The following is a 19,525-nucleotide window of genomic DNA, read 5'->3' on the forward strand; positions in this document are numbered from 1 at the left end:
ACCCGAGCGGCTGTAGGGGGCCATTTTGACGCGGGAGCTGCTTTTGCCCAGCCGACAACCGCCTAGTTGCCGAAAACGAGGCGCGCCGTGCGCTGGGAGGCGGAGTATTCCGCCTGCCCGGGGGCAAGCTCGTCCTCGCTGGCGCGCGCGGCCTGGCTTGGCGAATAGGATGATGACAGGGACCAGTTCCAGTAGCGAAGCGTCGTCTGGGCCTTGGCCACGGCGAGCAACTCATAGGTCTCTTTCATATATTCGAACTGGGGATGCGGCTCACCGGAGGACAACTCCATCGGACGGCGCAACGCCTTCCAGAGCAGTGTCAGGTATGGCCGCTTCAGGCCCGTCGCCTTGCACAGAACGGCGAGCCCTTCCCCGCCTGAATCAGACAGAATTTTCGCAATCGTCACAGGCTTCACACCGGCAAGAAAGCCGATCTCCTGAGCCAGTTCTGGGCCCAGCCCCTCCTCGGAGGCCACTTCGACAGCATGTTCGAGACTGTCATACGGGCTCTTGTCGATCGCCTGGCGGTTGCGCTGGCGCCGCTCGATCAGCTGAAGCGTCTTGCGGGCAACCGGGTCGCCCCACTTTTCAGCAGCCGCCACGGCAAACACATCTGAACACAAATCAACGAGTTCGAGCCGGTCGGCCGCCTGACGCTGCAGGATGGTGCGGCGTGTGGGCCCATCCGACCACCAGAACATGGCCATGGCCTGGCTCGGTATGAGTTCGAGACGCTTGATCAGAAGATTGGTGAGACCCTCCACGCTGCGCGAATGCTTCACCAGCAAGTCCATGCCTGACTCGGGGATTTCAGCACCCTTGTTATTCAACAGCGCCTTGAGCACAGCCGGTTCCTCGCGCTTGCAAAGACGCTCGGCGACACAGGGCAGGATGCGCTTGCGCCGCGCAATCAGCAGGCGGTGATCGATCGTCGTGTTCTCGATGAATTCGCAAAGGTCGGCGGAATCGTAGACATCATTGTCTTCCAGAACATGGCGGGCGACCGACAGGTCGCACTGGGCGAGATAACGCATCAGGCGGCGGGGGGCCTCTTTCGTGATGCTGAGTCGCTGGGCACAGAAAATCCGCTCGTCATCTTCGGCGTGAAACAGCATGTCGAGCAGGATATCGCTCGCCATGGAGCGATCCTGCGGCGCGGCAGCCGTTGCCGGAAGCGCGACGAAGTCGATCAGCCGCCGGAGCAGCAGCCTGCGCGCGCGGCCACTTTTCGGAGCGTCATTGAAGTCTGCAATGTCTGCCATCGTGTAAGCCGGGTCAGTTTGCTGAACCCTCAAACTCGCAAACAGGTGTTAACAAGCGGTATGGCTGCAAGGCGGCCCAGCCTTTTACCGGAAGGGATTTCGCCGTTTTCCCGGATGCGCGAAGATCAGCAACATGGAAGACGCCAGCATGGCGATGGAGAGCGCAAACAGTCGCCCGCCATCTGTTTCGCTGGCACCGACCGAGACCGGCACATCGCGCCCGAGGATATCGGGCGACAGGTGGGCCATGACCGCGCCTGCGAGCAGCAGGAAAGCGAGCACCGCACCGAATCGGCGGCTGTATGGGATGAGAAGCAACAGGCAGATCAACAGTTCGATGATTGCGACCGCCACCCGGCCTGCCGGCTCCAGCCAGTAAAGACCGGTCTTGTCCGCCATGGTCTGGAAGACGATATTCTCCCCCGGCCGGTCGAACAGCTTCACCATGCCTTCGGGCGGATTGGGCAGCGGATGCACCGTGGCCTGCAGGAACATGAAAATCAGGAAAAGGGCGAGCAGCCAGCTCACCAGATGGCGCAATCCACGCATGCCGGTTCGTCCCTCTCACCGCAACACAGGCTTGCGAGGATAGTCGCCGGCCCCGCAGAACACAATGACACGTTAATCACAGTGTCCGGCGAAGTTTCCCTCGCGCAACAGCACTGCCTTTTTGCTTTTCACCTGCAGCCCCGCCTATACAGTGCCCCGTTTGTGGTGTGAGAGCGTTCGGCATGACGGATGAAAGTCGCGGCCAGCGGAATGACGAAGACGAGGATGTGGACCTCGAAGGTCTTGAAGAAGACCGCACAGTCCAGATCAAGTCACCCGTCAGCGGTATAGACAGCGCGACCGGTGCCGGCATTTCGCTGGACTTCACCGCCCGCTCGCTGTTTGCGCGGCGGACCAAGCGCAAGGTCAAATCCGAACTGCCTGCCTATCTGATGATCCAGTGCAGCTGGTACATGGCTTTCGGCCTGCAGATGGTGCTCTTCCCTTACCTCATCACCAACCGGCTGGGCCTCGACGGCACAGAGCTCGGCCTGGCCAATATGGCACTGTCGGGCCCGTCGGTGATCTTCCTGCTGCTGGGCGGCGTCGTGGCCGAACGGGCCCGCAGCAAGCCCTTGCTGATGATCCTTCACTTATGCGCGGCCCTGCCTGCGGCGGGCCTCGCCTTCGTCCTGGCGACCGGCAATCTCATTTACGGCTACATGATCATCTACGGCCTCGCCATCGGCACGGTCGGGGCCTTCATGATGCCCGCGCGCGACTCGGTCCTGAACGAAGTGGTCGACCGGCGGGCCCGCATCGGCTCCGGCGTGACCCTGCAACAGGGCGTCGCCTTTGCGACCATTGCGCAGTTTGCCGCCCAGATCGCCGGCCTCATCGTCGGCGGGTATGCCGACAAAATGACCCGTATGCCCGATTGGCTCGGTGGATTCTCCATCGGACCGATCCCCAGCTGGGAACTGCTGACTTTCCAGGCCATCATCCTTGGCCTCGGCACCGGATTTGCGATCTTCCTCGCGCGTGGCCGGGGCGTGCGGACCGGCCGCTCAGGCATCGGCGCGGCGTTCGGCGATATCCATGAAGGCTTTCAGGTGGTGATGGCCAATGCGAGGCTCTGGGCGATGACGGCTTTGATGTTCGGCGTCGGCATCTTCGTGATCGGCTCCTTCCTGGTCGTCCTGCCCATCATCAACCGGGACATTTACGGCCTCGCCTCGGACGGCATCCGCGACATGTTCGTGACCTTCTGGCTCGGCGCCTTCGTTTCATCTGTCACGCTCTCGATCTTCCACAACATCAAGCGGCCGGGACGCCTGCTTCTGACTGCGCAACTCCTCGGCTCGCTGGCCATCCTGATCATGCTGGCCAAGCCGCCGCACTACGTCTTTCTGCTGATCGTATTTGCATGGGGGCTGGCGGCCGGTGTTTCCATCGCGATGAGCCGCTCCATCGTTCAGGACGCCGCCCCGAAGAACCAGCTCGCCCGCGTGCTGTCGATCTACCAGCTCGGCTTCATGGCCGGGGCCCCGTTCGGCGCGGCCATCATGGGCTGGCTGGTCGACTTCTTCCCCGACCAGCCACAACGGGTTGCCGTGGTCCCGGCGCTGGGCATGACGATGCTCATTGTCTGGATGGTGATCCGCACGCCGATCTGGAACATGAAAAGCGATCACGTGTAGCGCTGAGCGCGCTCATCGTCTGGTTGCTCCCCGGGATGCGCCGCCAGATCGCCCCCTCAACCGGGCAGGCCGTCGATCCTTTCGAGGGAGGCGAGATCGTTGTCCCAATGCGCGCGACTGGAAAAGCAAATATGCGCGTTAGGCCCTATGCCGGTCGGGCTATTAAGGGACCCTGCTGGTACGACAAGCACACCATCGTTCGCTTGGGAAAATGGCAGCGCGGAACCGCAGTCCGTGCAAAAGCACTTCATGTGTTGTGTCCCGGAAAGCCGGAATTCCTTGATATTTTCCCTGCCTGACAACCAGGTAATTTTCGCCGTGGACGAAAACAGGTTCGCCGAATGGGCTGAACCGCTATCCTTGCGGCAACGCCCGCAATGACAAAGGAAGAAGCTCTCAAACTCTCCCGATATGCGGAACCTCACAGCACCACAAAGGCACTGTCCCGTCGCCAGATTGTCCATCGAAAGCCCCTGCTTCTTCTCGTGGATCATAGGGAATTATTTTATTCGTCGGAGCGACGGAAACGCCCATCTCGTGCGTCTGAAGGGACAGGAGCCGGTGCTTTCCTCCCCTAGACGCCCGAGCCGGCCTCCTGCGGACGGGCAGCCAGACATACCCCTGGCTGCCCGTCCCAATCTTTGAGGCGAGCCTTAGCCCTTCTTGGAAATCCACTTGAAGGCCGGATCGTCCCACCAGGGGAAGAAGCTCGGCATGCCGGATGACACCGGAACGGTGTATTCGGCCGGACGCTTCTCGAGGAAGCTCATCACGCCTTCCTTCGCATCCGGCGACTGGCCGCGCTCATAGATGGCGGCCGAATCGACGATATGGGCGTCCATCGGATGGCTCGCACCCAGCATCCGCCACATCATCTGGCGGGTCAGCGCGTTGGAGACCGGAGCCGTCTTCGAGGCGATCTCGGTGGCGAGTTCCTTGGCGCGGCTCATCAGGTCAGCCTGCGGCACGACTTCCGAGACCAGCCCGCCGGCCAGCGCTTCGGAGGCCGGGAAGACGCGGCCGGTATAGCACCATTCCAGTGCTTTCGAGATGCCGACAAGACGCGGCAGGAACCAGCTTGAGGCCGCTTCCGGGTTGATGCCGCGGCTGTTGAAGACAAAGCCGAAGCGCGCATTGTCGGATGCAATGCGGATGTCCATCGGCAGCTGCATGGTCACCCCGATGCCGACAGCCGCGCCATTGATCGCACCGATCACGGGCTTCAGGCTTTCGAAGATGCGCAGCGTCACGCGACCGCCGCCATCGCGCTGGATGTCGGTCTTGTCGGTGCGGCCCGCTTCGCCGGACTCGGCCCGCGCATCATAGTCGAAGGTCTTTGCGCCCTCCGACAGATCCGCGCCGGCACAGAACGCCCGCTCGCCGTCGCCCGTCACGATGACGACCTTCACATCGTCATCCTTGTCGGTCTCGTCGAAGGCAGCGATCATTTCCTGCATCATCTTGCCGGTGAAGGCGTTCATTTTCTCCGGACGGTGCAGCGTCAGGACGGCAATGCCATTCTCCTTCTCCAGCTTGATCTGCTCGAATTCCTTAATGACGGTCGCGCTCATCGGCGGTCTCCCTTTTCGTGTATCTGACTATCGCTGGCGCCAGAGAGGCGGATTTCCCCCGCGTCCGTCAAGCACAAACCGGAACGGCGATTGCCATCTTCAAAAATACTGACGCACGTGTCATTTTCCGGATCATGGACTTCCCATCGCCCACCACGCTGGCTGCGCCGGCCTTTATCCTTGCCGTCATCTGGGAATGGTGGGCGGTAAAGTCCGGCCGCGCGGGCGGGCGTTATGAGACGAAGGATGCCATCACCTCGCTCGCCATGGGCACTGGCAACCTCGTGGTCAACACGATCACCGGCGCCATTGCGCTGTGGATGATGATGCTCGCCTGGCCCTACCGGCTGATCGAAATCCCGGTAACCTGGTGGAGCCTCCTCGTGCTCTTCGTCGCCTATGACTTCGTCTATTACTGGAAGCACCGTTTCGCCCACCGGATGCGCTGGTTCTGGATGGAGCATGTGACGCACCATTCCAGCGAGCACTACAATCTGACGACGGCGCTCCGGCAGCCATGGTTCGGGCCGTTCACGGGGCTCATCCTGGTCGGCCTGCCGCTGGTCATCCTCGGCTTCCACCCACTCTTCATCTTCTTCGCCGGCGGGCTGAACCTCGTCTACCAGTTCTGGATCCATACCGAATCGATCGGCAAGATGCCGGGCTGGTTCGAGGCAGTGATGAACACACCCAGCCATCACCGCGTCCACCACGCCACCAATCCGCGCTATCTCGACAGCAATTATGCCGGTGTCTTCATTGTGTGGGACAGGATGTTCGGCAGCTTCGTGCCGGAGCTGGAAAACGACCCGCCAAAGTATGGCATCGTCAAACCGCTCGGCTCGTATAATCCGCTGGCCGTCGCCTTTCACGAGGCTGGCGGACTGGCGAAGGATTGCTGGCGTGACGGTCTGCGGCCGGACCGCTGGGTGCGCCGTGCCATCAACGGACCGGGGTGGAGCCCGGATGGCAAGCACACCCGATCCGACGAGCTGAAAGCCGCGTGGATCGCGGAGCATCCGGAAGACGCCGGCACGCCGGGCCTGCCAAAGGCCTGAGCCTTCGCGCCGTGCGCGCGCCCATCCCCAACGATCATGAATTGCAGCTCACGCCTGTAATATGTGCAGCAGGATTGCCCGACAGCGTGTCGCAGGCCGGAACTCTTGAGGTTTCCCGGCAGTTCACGTTTACGTGACCAAACGTGAGCTACCGACAAGAGGTCGAAACGCATGCCGGATCTGCCAGTGCTGGGGATGATTGCAACGCCCATCGTTCTGGCAGCCATTACGACCGAATGGTGGGCGGTGCGCCGCGGGCATGTCGCCGGCAGCTATTGCGTAAAGGATGCGGCGACCTCCCTCACCATGGGGCTCGGCAACATCATTCTGAACTCGACGCTGGCCTTTCTTTCGCTGGGCGGACTGGCGCTGGCCGCCAGTGTTCGCCCCTTCGCGCTGGATCTCGGCATCATGAGCGCCCTGCTCGGCTTTCTCGTTCATGACTTTCTCTATTACTGGAAGCATCGCGCCGGCCATCGCATGCGCTGGTTCTGGGCCGAGCATGTCACCCACCATTCCTCCGAGCGCTACAACCTCACCACGGCGCTCCGCCAGCCCTGGACCGGACCGCTGACCGGTCTGGTCTTTACCGGCGTCCCGATGGTGCTGATGGGCTTTCCCATCGCCGTCGTACTCGGCGCGTCTGCGGTCCATCTCGCCTACCAGCTCTGGATTCACACCGAAGCCATCGGCAAACTGCCGGCCCCCGTCGAGGCGGTTTTCGTCACGCCCTCGCATCACCGCGTCCACCATGCGACCAATCCGCAATATCTCGATGCGAATTTCGGCGGCACGCTGATCCTGTGGGACCGGCTGTTCGGCACTTTCGTGCCGGAAGACGCGGAGGAAGCAACACACTTTGGCCTCGTCAAACCGCTGACGAGCTACAATCCGGTGATCGTCGCCTATCATGGCTTTGGCGGCCTCTTCGCGGACTTCTGGCGCGACGGGCTGAAGCCCCACCGCTGGGCGATGCGTGCCTTCAACCCGCCTGGCTGGTCGCCCGATGGCCATCACCAGCGCAGCGACGAACTCAAGGCCGACTGGCTCGCCCGGCAGGCCGACGAGGCCGAAACCGACGCCTATGAGGAACAGTCGTCACCGAACGTGATGCGCATCGCCGCGGAATGATCCGGGGCCTGATCGCGGTCACGCCCTGCCTTTCCCCTCAAAAGCCGATCCCTGTAACGCCCGGCCCGGTGCGAGCGCACCGACCACCTCCGCCCCCGATGCCGGGAATTGCAAATTCGTACTTGCAATTCATTCTCATTATCATATCGTGCTCATCAGAAGCCGATCGGAGAGGGTCGATGAAAAGCGCGAACGATCAGCATGATGAAGCGTGGCTGCGCGAGCAGGTCTCCATGATGCAGGACTGGCTGGCCTCGGTTCAGGCTGACGAGCCGGGCAATCAGCGTCGCGTCGAGGCGATCGCGCGCCACCGGGACTGGCTGGAAACCTGCCTGACGCACCTCACACAGCGAAAGGCCGCCTGACCCCGTTTGCCGTGACGCCCCGGCCAAGTCGCTCTGGCAGCGGACAGAGGCAGCGCGTCTTCCTCCTTTGATTGCCCTGACCGAGGGGCGTCACGGCATCCCTTTCCTGCCATCCCTTTCCCGTCGCAATCGCCTGGAGCTTCCCCAAAATGCGCAGCAGCACATTCCTCGAAGACACCTACCTGCCGGACCTCGGCAAGGGCTCCGGTATCGTGATCTGGGGCTTCCGCGCCTGTGCCATGGGCGGGGCCGGCTGCTGCACCATTGTGCGCGGCTTCGAGCACGCCTTCGGGCACTCCGGTGCGCCGCTGCTTGGCCACATGCTGGCCCTGGCCCGCTTCATCGGGCATGACGGGCGGCGCAAGGTCAGTCTCGCCATGCCGGGCTGTGCCCGTATCACCCGCGACGAGCTCTCCCTGCTCACCGTCTTCGCCGCCGCCCAGATGCAGGATGACGCGCTTCGCGATGCCCATCTCACCTGGCTGACCGCCTGCAGTCCCGACCAGACGATCACCGGCCTGGTCGACCAGATCGCTGGCGCCTTTGCCTGTCATGGCTACGACATCATCCTGCCGGAGACGGCCGGGAAGCGTCCGCTCCAGCGCGCCCGCCCGGGCAGTCTCCACGCCCTGACCGGCGGACGCGCCTGAGGCCTGCAGCCCTTCCGCTGCGTCGGGCATGGACGCGCCTTGCGCGATTGCTAAAAAAGCCTTCGAAGAGTGCACAGACGCGCCGCGTCCTGACAGCGGCGCGCGACCGGAGGAGATAACAGAGCCATGCATCCCAGCCATTTCGCCAAATCGAAGCCTGACGCCCCCGCCTACATCATGGCGAGTTCGGGAGAGGCGGTCACGTTCAAGCAGCTCGACCAGCGCTCCAACCAGATCGCTCACCTGTTCCGCGACAGCGGCGTCAAGCCGGGCGACACGATCGCCATCTTCGCCGAGAACAGCCCGCGCTATTTCGAGATTGCCTGGGCCGCGCAGCGCTCGGGCCTCTATTATGTCTGCATCTCGTCGCGCCTGACGGCGCCGGAGGTCCAGTACATTGTCGAGGATTCCGGGGCGAAAGTGCTGATCGCATCGGCCAGCCTCAGCGGCGTCGCCACCGAAGTGCGTCAGATCACCAGTATCGATGCCTACTGGTCCATCGATGGCGACATTGTCGAATACCAGCCGCTCGAGGAACTGTGCGGCAAGAAACCGGACACGCCCATCGCAGACGAGATGGCCGGGACCGACATGCTCTACTCCTCAGGCACCACCGGCCGGCCCAAGGGCATCCGCCCCCCGCTGGAGCTTGGCCAGAAGATCGATGAGCCGAATGTCCTGCTGGCGCTGGCCAAGGCGCTCGCCAAGGCTGACGGCCAGGATATGGTCTACCTCTCGCCGGCCCCGCTCTATCACGCCGCCCCGCTGCGCTGGTGCATGACCTTCACCCGCTTCGGCGCGACGCTGATCATCATGGAGAAGTTCGACCCGGAGAAATTCCTCGAGCTGGTCGAAAAATACAACGTCACCCACACCCAGCTCGTGCCGACCATGTTCGTGAAGATGCTGAAGCTCCCGGAAGAAGTCCGCGAGAAATATGACGTGTCCTCGCTGCGCTCGGCCATCCATGCCGCCGCACCGTGCCCGGTCCCGGTGAAAGAGCAGATGATCAAATGGTGGGGCCCGGTGATCGAGGAGTATTATGCCGGCTCGGAAGGCAACGGCATGACCTGGATCAACTCGCATGACTGGATGAACCACAAGGGCTCCGTCGGCAAACCGGTGCATGGCGAGCTGCACATCTGCGACGAGGAAGGCAATGAACTCCCCGTCGGCGAACCTGGCACGATCTATTACAGCGGCACCACGCCGCCGAACTATCACAACGATCCGGAGAAGACGAAAGGCGCGCTCAACCCGAAGCATCCCGACTGGTCGACCCTCGGCGATGTCGGGCGCCTCGACGCGGATGGCTTCCTCTACCTGACAGACCGCAAGGCCTTCATGATCATTTCCGGCGGCGTGAACATCTATCCGCAGGAAGCCGAGAACGTCCTCATCACCCATCCCAAAGTGGCGGATGTCGCCGTGATCGGTGTGCCGAATGACGAGTTCGGCGAGGAAGTGAAGGCGGTCGTCCAGCTCGCCGAAGGCGTGGCCGAAAGCGATGAGGTGGCCGAGGAGCTGCTGGAGTTCTGCCGCTCGAAACTCGCCAAGATCAAATGCCCGAAAACGGTCGACTTCGATCCGGCCCTGCCCCGTCACCCGACCGGCAAGCTCTACAAGCGCCTCGTGCAAGACCGCTACTGGGGCAAGAAGGACAGCCGCATCGTCTGATGTCTCTGCGTACCACTTCCCTGACGAAAGTCAGGGCCCATGGCGGTTGAGAGCATATCTTCCAGCCGCCATGGGCCCCACCTTTCGGTGGGGAGGCGGATAAGAAAACCCTCGCTAGATGCCCCAGCTCCCCGGATCCTCGATCGGCTGGTCGGCGGACAACGCCTGCATCCCCTTCACCACCCGGATGATGAACCAGACCACGGCTGCCAGCAGCACAAGGAAGCCGACAAGCACGATCGACAGCACCGCGCCGATGATCGCGAAGACCAGCATCTTCCAGAAAATGTTGATCTGGTTGTTGTAGTGGCTCACCAGCGCCGGCGAGGCACCCGATTTGCCAATATAGGCCATGATGACGCCAATGATGCTGGTCACACCGACCACGAGGCTGATCAGGTAGAGAATGTAGATCAGATTGACATTGCCCTTCTGGCCCGGATCGATCGACAGTTGCGTGTCTGACATGGAAAGCCCTTCCCCTTTCGATCAAGCGTGCCGCAGACGGTATTCCTGTTCGCGTCACGCCGCAAATCCGCTGCCGCCCGGGCAAGGCTTTGCAGGGGCGCGGCAACCTATCCCTGAGACAACTATTGCCCCGGGCGTGTTTCCCACGCAAAAGTGCGCCATCAATTCAACGTCTTGAGGAAGGAAACACGCCAATGGCTGACCCGAAGAAAGTTCATTATAACGACCTGGAGTCCATTGCAGGCCAGGAAATCGGTGTGTCCGACTGGGTCACGATCGACCAGGAGCGCGTCAACAAGTTCGCTGACGCGACCGGCGACCATCAGTGGATTCACGTCGATGTCGAACGCGCCACCAAGGAAATGGGCGGACCGATCGCGCACGGCTTCCTGACGCTCTCGCTGCTGCCGATGCTCGGCGCGCAGGTCCTGCGCATCGAAGGCACGACCCGCGGCATCAATTACGGCTCCGACAAGGTGCGCTTCACGAACATGGTTCCGGTCGGCTCCAAGGTCCGCCTGCGCCAGAAGTGCCTCGCGGTCGAAGACAAGGCCGGCGGCAAGCAGACACGCATGGAAGCCACGATCGAGGTTGAAGGCCAGGAGCGCCCGGCGCTCGTCGCCGAGACCCTGACGGTAGTCTACGGCTGAGGGGCAAACTAGCCGCCTCCCCACCGAAAGATGGGACCCACGGCGGTTGAGACCTTGTTTCCCAGCCGCCTTGGGTCCCAGCTTTCGCTGGGAAAGCGGAATCTGGGCATTAGCTATAAAGCCGGGCCATCGCGCCCGGCTTTTTTGTTGGCCCCGGCAGACCTATATCTGTCCCGGCAGACAAAGGAGCCGCTACATGCTTCCGCCCAAACCGGCCGACAATTTCAAGCGCGTCTCGAAATCCGAGAAGGAATGGCGCGAAATCCTCACCGACGAACAGTTCCGCGTCGGCGTGAGGGACGGCACCGAGCGTGCCTTCACCCCCGGCAACCACAATGACGAGAAGCGCGACGGCGTCTATCACTGCGTCGGCTGTGGCACGCCGCTCTGGTCCTCGGAGCACAAGTTCGATTCCGGCACCGGCTGGCCGAGCTTCTACAAGCCGATCCGCGAAACCGCCGTCGATACCAAGACCGACTTCAAGATGATCATGCCCCGCAAGGAGTGCCATTGCGCGACCTGCGGCCTGCATATGGGCCACGTCTTCAAGGACGGTCCGCCACCGACCGGTGAGCGCTGGTGCATCAATGGCGTCGTGCTCGATTTCCGTCCGGCCTGACCCAACCGGGTCCTCTCGCCACGGAACGCGTGTCAGCGTCTGGTGAGACGGTCATTCTCCTTCTAGGATCAGGGCATCAGCTTGATCTGGAGGAAACGGCCTGATGACCGAAGCACGCAACATTGAAATCATCCGGGACTTCATAGACGCCTGGAGCCGGCTGGATGTGGACGAACTCGTCTCCTTCTTCACCGAGGATGGGGTATATCACAACATGCCGCTCCAGCCGGTTCAGGGTCAGGCCGCGCTGAAGGGCTTTATCGAGAAATTCATCGCGGACTGGACCAGCACCGAATGGGACCTGCTTGCCATTTCGGCCAGCGGAGACACCGTTTTTGCCGAGCGGCTCGACCGGACAAAAGTCGGCGAAACCAGCGTCGATCTCCCCTGCTGCGGCGTCTTCGAGATGTCTGACGGCAAGATTGCGGTGTGGAGAGATTATTTCGACATGGCGACCTATATGCGCCCGCTGAAGGGCTGAACACCGGTCACCGGAAGCTGGGGCAATTGGCGCGCTAGACAGGCCCTGCGAACGCTTTACGGTCCCGCTTCTCGATATGAAGGGGAGCTAACTTACATGCGTCTGAAATTTCTGCTGGCAACTGCCGCCGGCGCCGCCCTACTTGCAGGGTGCACCACGCAATCCGGAACAACGGAGCCCAGCGACACCATGAGCGAAACCGCAACAACCACGACGCAGACAAGTGATGCAGACAAGGCTGAGACCGCAGCGATGACTCCGCCCGCCGCCAAGCGCGAACTGGAAACCTTCGAACAGGTCGGTCGCGAGCGCACCGACCCCTATCACTGGATGAAGGATGACAACTGGCAGCAGGTCATGCGCGATCCGAGCGTACTGCGCCAGGACATCCGCGAATACCTTGAAGCCGAGAACGCCTACACCAAGGCCGCCCTCGAAGAGCCGACCGAGAGCCTGCGCGAAACGCTGCTCAAGGAAATGCGCGGGCGTATCAAGGAAGATGACAGTTCGGTCCCGGCCAAGGACGGGCCTTACGCCTATTATGTCCGTTACCGCGAAGGCGGCGAATATCCGATCTATGCGCGCAAGCCCGCCGACCAGGCTTTCCAGGCCGATGCGCCTGAAACCGTCCTCTTCGATGGCGACAAGGAAGCCGAAGGCGAAAGCTATTTCTCCATCCGCGGCCTCGACCAGTCCCCGGATCACAAGCTGCTGGCCTCTGCCATCGATACCCAGGGCAGCGAATATTACACAATCAGTGTCCGCAACATCGAGACTGGCGAAGCGGTGGGTGAGCCGATTGAAGGCACCTATGGCAGCTTTGTCTGGGGCGCGAATTCCGACCTGCTCTACTGGGTCGAGCGTGACGATATGGGCCGCCCGACAGCCGTCTTCCAGCGCAATCTCGAAACCGGCGAGGATGTCGAGATCTACCGCGAGGAAGACCCGGGCTTCTTTGTCGGCGTCGACAAGACCGAGTCGGAAGACTTCATCCTGATCGAGACGGGCGGGCACACCTCCGGCGAGGTCTGGTTCTTCCCGGCCGATGCGGAAACGCCTGAGCCGAAGCTGGTCGCCCCGCGCAAGGAAGACGAGGAGTATTCCGTCTCCCATTGGGATGGCGCGTTCTACATCCTGACCAATGCCGACGGCGCTGTGGACTTCAAGGTCGTGAAAGCGCCGATCGACAATCCGGGCCGCGACAATTGGGAAGAAGTCATTCCCCACCGTCCGGGCACGCTGGTGCTCGGCCTCGACCCTTACAAGGATCATCTTGTGCGGATCGAGCGCGAGAATGCCCTGCCCCGCATCGTCATCCGTGATCGCGAGAGCGGCGGGGAGCACACGATCGCCATGGACGAGGCCGCCTATGACCTCGGCCTCGGCGCGGGCGAGTATGACTCCACCGTGATGCGCTTCGAATATGCCTCACCGGCCCGTCCCGACCAGGTCTACGACTATGACATGGCGACCCGCGAGCGCACGCTGCGCAAGACCCGCGAAGTCCCTTCCGGCCACAATCCGGAGGACTATGTCGTCGAGCGCATCGAAGCTCCGGCCTGGGATGGCGAGACGGTTCCGGTAACCATCTTGCGCCGCGCCGATACACCGGTCGATGGCTCCGCGCCGCTGCTCCTCTACGGCTATGGCTCCTATGGCATCACCATTCCGGCAAGCTTCTCGACCTCGCGCCTGTCGCTGGTCGATCGTGGCTTCATCTATGCCATCGCCCATGTCCGCGGCTCTCAGGCCAAGGGCTATCAGTGGTACCTCGACGGCAAGCTCGAGAAGAAGACGAATACCTTCAAGGACTATGTCTCTGCCGGGCGGTACCTGGTCGAGAACGGCTATGGGTCCGAAGGCCACGTGGTCGGCCATGGCGGCTCGGCCGGCGGCCTGCTCATGGGGGCGGCCTCCAACATGGATCCGGAGCTGTTCGGCGGCATCATCGCGGCTGTGCCCTTCGTCGACGTGATCAACACAATGTCGGATGAGAGCCTGCCGCTCACCCCGCCGGAATGGCCCGAATGGGGCAACCCGATCACCGATGCTGAAGCCTATGACACGATCATGGCCTACAGCCCGTATGACCAGGTCGGCGACAAGCCCTATCCGGCCATGCTGATCACCGGCGGCCTGTCTGACCCGCGCGTGACCTACTGGGAGCCGTCGAAATGGGCGGCCAAGCTGCGCCATGAGGCCCCCGAGGCCGGGCCCTACTTCCTGCGCATCAACATGGATGCCGGTCATGGCGGCTCGACCGGCCGGTTCGAAGGCCTGAAGGAAACCGCCGTGGAATACGCCTTCGCCCTGGCCGCCGTCGGCAAGGCCGAAAGCCTGGACGTCTCCCGCGAGGCGAACGACTAGGCCATTGGGGGAGGCCGGCCTTTGTGGCGGTGATCTTCGCGTAAGATGAAAAGAGCCCGTGTCTCGTGAGTGAGGCGCGGGCTTTTTTGTCGGAAGGCCGGAAAGGGCGGACGCGCGCAGAAACTGGGCTGGAACTGGGCTGTTTCTGGAATGGTTCTGGAACGCGGTTTGGCGCCTGCCGGGCCGATCTGTCCCCCAGGCCACCCCACAGGAAGCAGGCTTGCGACGCGCCTGTATGTCCCGTTCGAAGGGCCAGCGCGCGCCCTGCCATTACGCAAAAGAAAATGGCCCGGCGGTGAAGCCGGGCCATCTCCAATCTGTAGTACTTACAGCAGGTCGACTTAGGTGTTCGACCCACCGCTGCGGACCACGATGGTCACTTCGGAGCGGCGGTTAAGCGGCTCACGGACGCCATCGCGGGTCTCCTTGGCGAGATCGTTCTCACCACGGCCTTCGGTCGAGATCATGTCGGATCCGACGCCACGCTCGTTAAGAGCGGTGGCCACAGAAGCCGCACGACGCTGCGACAGACGGGCGTTGTAGGACTGGGCACCCGAGGTGTCGGTGTGACCAACGATGGTCACATTGCTCGGAGCGCAATCCTGGCGGGCCCGGATGTTCGCAACCGCCTGGTCGATCACAGCCGATGCCTGGCTCGTCAGGTCAGAGCGGTCCCACTCGAAGTAGACCACGAAGGCCTGGTTGAGCGTGGAGCATGCTGCCTGCGGGGCCTCTTCCGGCTCTTCCGGCGGCGGTGGCGGCGGCGGAGGCGGAGGTGGCGGCGGAGGCGGTGGCGGCGGTGGCGGAGGCGGCGGCGGCGGTGGCGGCGGTGGAGCCGCAAACTGATACCGCAGACCAACCGTCACGCTGTGATCGCGATAGGCGCCTTCATAAGCGACAGGGATACGCGGGTTGGTGGGCGTTCCCGGACCACGACCGTCAAAGTCGTAATTGTCGGTCATGAAGTACTTGTAGCCGAGGTCCAGCGTGAGTTGCTCGGTGAGGTCATAACCGATGCCGGCCAGGAACTGGTAAGCCAGCGCCGTGTCCTTGTCGCTGAAGCCATTGACCGTGGTCGCTGTATCGTCAGGCAGCAGCGCACGGAGGCTGAAGGCTTCGGCGTTGATCTGGGCCAGACCGATACCGGCGCCCACATAAGGCTGAACAGCGCCTTCAGGATTGAAGTCGTAGAGGCCGTTGAACATCAGGTCCCAGAGCTGGATATTACCATCGGACCCCTGGTCATAACGGTAAGGCGGCGCATCAACGGCCGGACCACCATTTACGACATCGTCAGGTTCCAGGGCGCCACCACGATAGCCGACAGTGGTTTCAAGACGGAAGCCGTTGTCGAAGCCGTAACCGAGGCCAAGCTGAACACCGGCGAGACCGCCATCAAGTTCAGAGTTGCCACCGAGGGAATACAGCGAATCCGGCTCGGCGTCATGATCGAGGGTTCCCTCAAAGGAATACCCAAGATCGGCACGGCCATACCAGCCGTCCTGGGCAACTGCGACATTACCAGCCGACGCAATTGCGGCCGCGGCTGTCGCGCACATCAGAGTTTTCTTCATACTCATCCCCTTTTGTGAGCCGTATGGGCACTATTGCCCACCGACCGCAGAGATAACGGACCATTCCGTGTGATTACTCGTCTAAAGAAGTTTTGTTCCAGAGACGAGAGCATCTGGCAGAAATTTATATAATTTCATGGACTAGTGTTGCACCTGAGCCGCCCCTCCAAAGGGGCATCAGCCTGCTTTGAATGTCCATATGTGGCGGGGCTTATGGTGTGAGACAACCGGCATTCTTGCCGCCCCGCAACCCTGCTTTGTTAAAAAAATGGCCCGGCGGTGAAGCCGGGCCATTTCAAAAGGTGTCGTGTCAGACCGTCGCCCTAGCGAACGATGATGGTCACTTCGGAGCGGCGGTTAAGCGGCTCACGGACGCCATCGCGGGTCTCTTTGGCGAGATCGTTCTCACCACGGCCTTCGGTCGAGATCATGTCGGATCCGACGCCACGCTCGTTAAGAGCGGTGGCCACAGAAGCCGCACGACGCTGCGACAGACGGGCGTTGTAGGACTGGGCACCCGAGGTGTCGGTGTGACCAACGATGGTCACATTGCTCGGAGCGCAATCCTGGCGGGCCCGGATGTTCGCAACCGCCTGGTCGATCACAGCCGATGCCTGGCTCGTCAGGTCAGAGCGGTCCCACTCGAAGTAGACCACGAAGGCCTGGTTGAGCGTGGAGCATGCTGCCTGCGGGGCCTCTTCCGGCTCTTCCGGCGGCGGTGGCGGCGGCGGAGGCGGAGGTGGCGGCGGCGGAGGTGGCGGCGGTGGCGGCGGTGGCGGAGGCGGTGGCGGCGGTGGAGCCGCGAACTGATACCGCAGACCAACCGTCACGCTGTGATCCTGATAGGCACCTTCATAGGCCACCGGGATACGCGGATTGGTGGGCGTTCCCGGACCACGACCACTAAAGTCGAAATCCTCAGCAACGAAGTACTTGTAGCCGACATCAAGCGTCAGCTTCTCGGAAAGATCATAACCCACGCCGGCCAGGAACTGGTAAGCAATCGACGTGTCCTGATCGCTGAAGCCATTGACCGTGGTCGCTGTGTCGTCAGGCAGCAGCGCACGAAGGCTGAAGGCCTTGGCGTTGATCTGGGCCAGACCGATACCGGCACCCACATACGGCTGCACGGCGCCTTCAGGATTGAAGTCGTAGAGGCCGTTGAACATCACGTCCCAGATAGCGATCTTGCCATCGGACCCCTGGTCATAACGGTAAGGCGGCGCATCAACGGCCGGACCACCATTTACGACATCGTCAGGTTCCAGGGCGCCACCACGATAGCCGACAGTGGTTTCAAGACGGAAGCCGTTGTCGAAGCCGTAACCGAGGCCAAGCTGTCCACCAGCGAGCCCTTGGCTGACCGAAGAATCTCCACCCAGAGAATACTGGGAATCCGGCTCGGCATCGTGGTCAAGCGTGCCTTCAAAAGTATACCCGAGATCGGCACGGCCATACCAGCCGTCCTGGGCAATCGCGACATTGCCAATCGACGCTATAGCGGTCGCAGCTGTCGCGCACATCAGAGTTTTTCTCATACTCACTCCCTTTTGTGAGCCGCATGGGCACTATTGCCCACCGACCGCAGAGACAAACGGAAAAAACCGTAAGCATATTTGTCTATAGAAGATTCTCGTAAGAGACGAGGTCCCAAGTCGCATCAAACCTGAACTAATTGATTTTTTTCGTTTGCGCGACGGAAATGCAACATAATGCAGGATGCCCTGCCAGAGCGATTCCGACTTGCCTATCACGAATGCCAGAACCTGGAATGGTACCGCCTTCCCGGTTTGAACGGGAGACCTCTAGATCCACAATCTAGCGCTCTAACCAACTGAGCTAAGGCGGCACTGGCGGGTGACATACGCGTTGCGCGGACAGCGTTCAAGAGGTTTTGCCGGGCTGTTACAGTCGCAAACAGGCCTACTCGGCCGCAACGGCCGCACTTGCCGGATCATCAACATCGACCCCGCCCGTCTGGCGGCTGCGGAACACCAGAACGCCGTCTTCGAACTTTGCATGCCTGAGCGCAAAGATGTCCTTCACATAATTCTGATGAAGCCGCCACGGCATCCGGTCGCCCTGTTTCGGGAAATGTTCCATGGCGCGCGTCACATAGCCGGAGCTGAAATCCAGCCAGGGCTCGTCCCCTATAGGTTCTCCCGCTTCCGGCCGCACTTCGGCATAAGCCTTACGATCCATGTATTTGAGCAACCGGGTCACAAAGTCGGCAGTAAGATCAGCCTTAAGCGTCCAGGATGCGTTCGTGTAGCCGAATGTAGAAACCAGGTTCGGGATGTTCTCGAACATGACCCCACGATACCCATGGATCTCCGAAGGGTCGATCACGCTGCCATCGACAACGATTTCCATTCCCCCAAGAAAGACAAGTTTGAGCCCGGTCGCCGTGACGATGACGTCAGCATCGAGATGCTTGCCGCTCTTCAGCTGGATACCGGTCTCGTCAAAATGCTCGATGTGATCGGTCTCGACAGATGCCGATCCCTCTTTGAGTGACTTGAAGAGGTCACTGTCCGGGACGAGGCAGAGACGCTGGTCCCATGGGTTGTAGCTTGGCGTGAAGTGGGTTTCGACATCGAACTCCGGACCGAGTTCCTCCTGCGCCATACCGAGAATGCGTTCCTTGACCTTTTCAGGCCGCTTGCGGGCCATGTTGAAAAAGAACATCTGGAACAGGATGTTGCGCCACCGGGTCGCGCCATAGGCCCAGCTTTCCGGCAGCACTTTCCGCAAACGGTTGGCCAGCGCGTCTTCCGCCGGCCGCGACACCACATAAGTGGGTGAGCGCTGCAGCATCGTTACATGCTCGGCCTCATTCGCCATTTCCGGCACCAGGGTAACCGCCGTGGCGCCAGATCCGATAACAACGACTTTCTTGCCGGAATAATCGAGATCTTCCGGCCATTCCTGTGGATGCACGATCTTGCCCGCAAAAGCCTCTTCATTCGGGAAGTCCGGCCGGTGGCCGCCCTCATAGGAATAATAGCCCGAACACATGTAGAGGAAGTCGCAGGTCAGGCGGTGCATCTCACCGGTCTTTGCGTCTTCGGCCTCGACCGACCAGGTCGCCGTGTTCGAATCCCAGCTCGATCGCTTCACAAGATGGTTGAAGCGGATGTGCTGATCGATCCCGTTTTGCTCGGCCGTCTCGCGGACATATTTCAGGATGGACGGGCCATCGGCAATCGCCTTGCGTTCTTTCCAGGGTTTGAAGATGTAGCCGAGCGTATGCATGTCGCTATCGGACCGGATGCCGGGATAGCGAAACAGGTCCCACGTCCCGCCAATCGCCTCGCGGCCTTCTAGAATGGCGTAGGACTTGCCGGGACACTTTTTCTGCAGGTGCCACGCAGCGCCGATGCCCGAAAGGCCGGCACCAACAATCAGAACGTCGAAATGGGTCTCAGTCATGAAAGAAGAGAACACGCAATCGGCGCGCATG

At 61.5% G+C, this 19,525-nt stretch carries 18 protein-coding genes and 1 tRNA gene; 10 read left to right on the forward strand and 9 right to left on the reverse strand.

All coding sequences use genetic code 11. The features are described from left to right. Positions 1 to 62 precede the first annotated feature (62 nt). Together Q1K29_RS09430 and Q1K29_RS09435 are read right to left on the reverse strand one after the other, a co-directional pair. Positions 63 to 1,262, reverse strand: a complete 1,200-nt coding sequence (locus tag Q1K29_RS09430; protein ID WP_300393835.1) for a DUF2336 domain-containing protein — start codon at positions 1,260 to 1,262, stop codon at positions 63 to 65. Between the two features lie 84 nt (positions 1,263 to 1,346). Further along, entirely contained in the window at positions 1,347 to 1,811 is a 465-nt protein-coding gene (locus tag Q1K29_RS09435; protein WP_300393838.1) for a hypothetical protein, read from the reverse strand. A 182-nt stretch (positions 1,812 to 1,993) separates the two neighbouring features. Here Q1K29_RS09435 and Q1K29_RS09440 point away from each other — a divergent pair, with 182 nt between their 5' ends. After that, positions 1,994 to 3,451 (forward strand): MFS transporter, encoded by a 1,458-nt coding sequence (locus tag Q1K29_RS09440; protein ID WP_300393841.1) that lies wholly within the window; start codon positions 1,994 to 1,996, stop codon positions 3,449 to 3,451. A gap of 56 nt (positions 3,452 to 3,507) precedes the next feature. Here the strand turns inward: Q1K29_RS09440 and Q1K29_RS09445 are convergent, their stop codons facing one another. Beyond that, entirely contained in the window at positions 3,508 to 3,945 is a 438-nt protein-coding gene (locus Q1K29_RS09445; RefSeq protein WP_300393844.1) for a GFA family protein, read from the reverse strand. Between the two features lie 159 nt (positions 3,946 to 4,104). Continuing rightward, positions 4,105 to 5,022, reverse strand: a complete 918-nt coding sequence (locus Q1K29_RS09450) for a crotonase/enoyl-CoA hydratase family protein (RefSeq protein WP_300393847.1) — start codon at positions 5,020 to 5,022, stop codon at positions 4,105 to 4,107. A 134-nt stretch (positions 5,023 to 5,156) separates the two neighbouring features. Between Q1K29_RS09450 and Q1K29_RS09455 the strand changes: the two genes are divergently transcribed. The 5 genes from Q1K29_RS09455 to Q1K29_RS09475 all read left to right on the forward strand — a co-directional run bounded on the left by Q1K29_RS09455 (position 5,157) and on the right by Q1K29_RS09475 (position 9,903). Then, on the forward strand, positions 5,157 to 6,080 hold the full coding sequence (locus Q1K29_RS09455) for a sterol desaturase family protein (RefSeq protein ID WP_300393850.1): 924 nt from the start codon (positions 5,157 to 5,159) through the stop codon (positions 6,078 to 6,080). A 171-nt stretch (positions 6,081 to 6,251) separates the two neighbouring features. Beyond that, on the forward strand, positions 6,252 to 7,211 hold the full coding sequence (locus Q1K29_RS09460; RefSeq protein ID WP_300393852.1) for a sterol desaturase family protein: 960 nt from the start codon (positions 6,252 to 6,254) through the stop codon (positions 7,209 to 7,211). 179 nt (positions 7,212 to 7,390) lie between these two features. Beyond that, positions 7,391 to 7,576 (forward strand): hypothetical protein, encoded by a 186-nt coding sequence (locus tag Q1K29_RS09465; RefSeq protein ID WP_300393855.1) that lies wholly within the window; start codon positions 7,391 to 7,393, stop codon positions 7,574 to 7,576. Between the two features lie 149 nt (positions 7,577 to 7,725). After that, complete coding sequence (locus Q1K29_RS09470) at positions 7,726 to 8,226, forward strand: hypothetical protein (protein WP_300393858.1); 501 nt, start codon at positions 7,726 to 7,728, stop codon at positions 8,224 to 8,226. A 126-nt stretch (positions 8,227 to 8,352) separates the two neighbouring features. Next, a complete protein-coding gene (locus Q1K29_RS09475) occupies positions 8,353 to 9,903 on the forward strand; it encodes an acyl-CoA synthetase (protein WP_300393860.1) in 1,551 nt (516 codons plus the stop codon). 114 nt (positions 9,904 to 10,017) lie between these two features. Here the strand turns inward: Q1K29_RS09475 and Q1K29_RS09480 are convergent, their stop codons facing one another. After that, on the reverse strand, positions 10,018 to 10,371 hold the full coding sequence (locus tag Q1K29_RS09480) for a DUF4870 domain-containing protein (protein ID WP_300393864.1): 354 nt from the start codon (positions 10,369 to 10,371) through the stop codon (positions 10,018 to 10,020). 194 nt (positions 10,372 to 10,565) lie between these two features. Here Q1K29_RS09480 and Q1K29_RS09485 point away from each other — a divergent pair, with 194 nt between their 5' ends. The 4 genes from Q1K29_RS09485 to Q1K29_RS09500 all read left to right on the forward strand — a co-directional run bounded on the left by Q1K29_RS09485 (position 10,566) and on the right by Q1K29_RS09500 (position 14,488). Next, entirely contained in the window at positions 10,566 to 11,021 is a 456-nt protein-coding gene (locus tag Q1K29_RS09485) for a MaoC family dehydratase (protein ID WP_300393867.1), read from the forward strand. A gap of 196 nt (positions 11,022 to 11,217) precedes the next feature. Continuing rightward, entirely contained in the window at positions 11,218 to 11,640 is a 423-nt protein-coding gene (msrB, locus tag Q1K29_RS09490) for a peptide-methionine (R)-S-oxide reductase MsrB (RefSeq protein WP_300393870.1), read from the forward strand. Positions 11,641 to 11,743: 103 nt separating this feature from the next. Next, a complete protein-coding gene (locus Q1K29_RS09495) occupies positions 11,744 to 12,121 on the forward strand; it encodes a limonene-1,2-epoxide hydrolase family protein (protein WP_300393873.1) in 378 nt (125 codons plus the stop codon). A gap of 96 nt (positions 12,122 to 12,217) precedes the next feature. After that, positions 12,218 to 14,488 (forward strand): S9 family peptidase, encoded by a 2,271-nt coding sequence (locus tag Q1K29_RS09500; protein WP_300393876.1) that lies wholly within the window; start codon positions 12,218 to 12,220, stop codon positions 14,486 to 14,488. Positions 14,489 to 14,829: 341 nt separating this feature from the next. On the opposite strand, the gene Q1K29_RS09505 is transcribed toward Q1K29_RS09500, so the two are convergent. The 4 genes from Q1K29_RS09505 to Q1K29_RS09520 form a co-directional block, all read right to left on the reverse strand. Continuing rightward, a complete protein-coding gene (locus Q1K29_RS09505) occupies positions 14,830 to 16,062 on the reverse strand; it encodes an OmpA family protein (RefSeq protein ID WP_300393879.1) in 1,233 nt (410 codons plus the stop codon). Positions 16,063 to 16,385: 323 nt separating this feature from the next. After that, positions 16,386 to 17,600, reverse strand: a complete 1,215-nt coding sequence (locus Q1K29_RS09510; protein WP_300393882.1) for an OmpA family protein — start codon at positions 17,598 to 17,600, stop codon at positions 16,386 to 16,388. Positions 17,601 to 17,834: 234 nt separating this feature from the next. Next, positions 17,835 to 17,911: transfer RNA gene (locus Q1K29_RS09515), tRNA-His, on the reverse strand. A 74-nt stretch (positions 17,912 to 17,985) separates the two neighbouring features. Further along, positions 17,986 to 19,494, reverse strand: coding sequence for an NAD(P)/FAD-dependent oxidoreductase (locus tag Q1K29_RS09520; RefSeq protein WP_300393885.1), 1,509 nt, complete (start codon positions 19,492 to 19,494; stop codon positions 17,986 to 17,988). Positions 19,495 to 19,525 lie beyond the last annotated feature (31 nt).

Source organism: Henriciella sp. (genome assembly GCF_029937755.1).
In the GTDB taxonomy this organism is placed as follows: Bacteria; Pseudomonadota; Alphaproteobacteria; order Caulobacterales; family Hyphomonadaceae; genus Henriciella.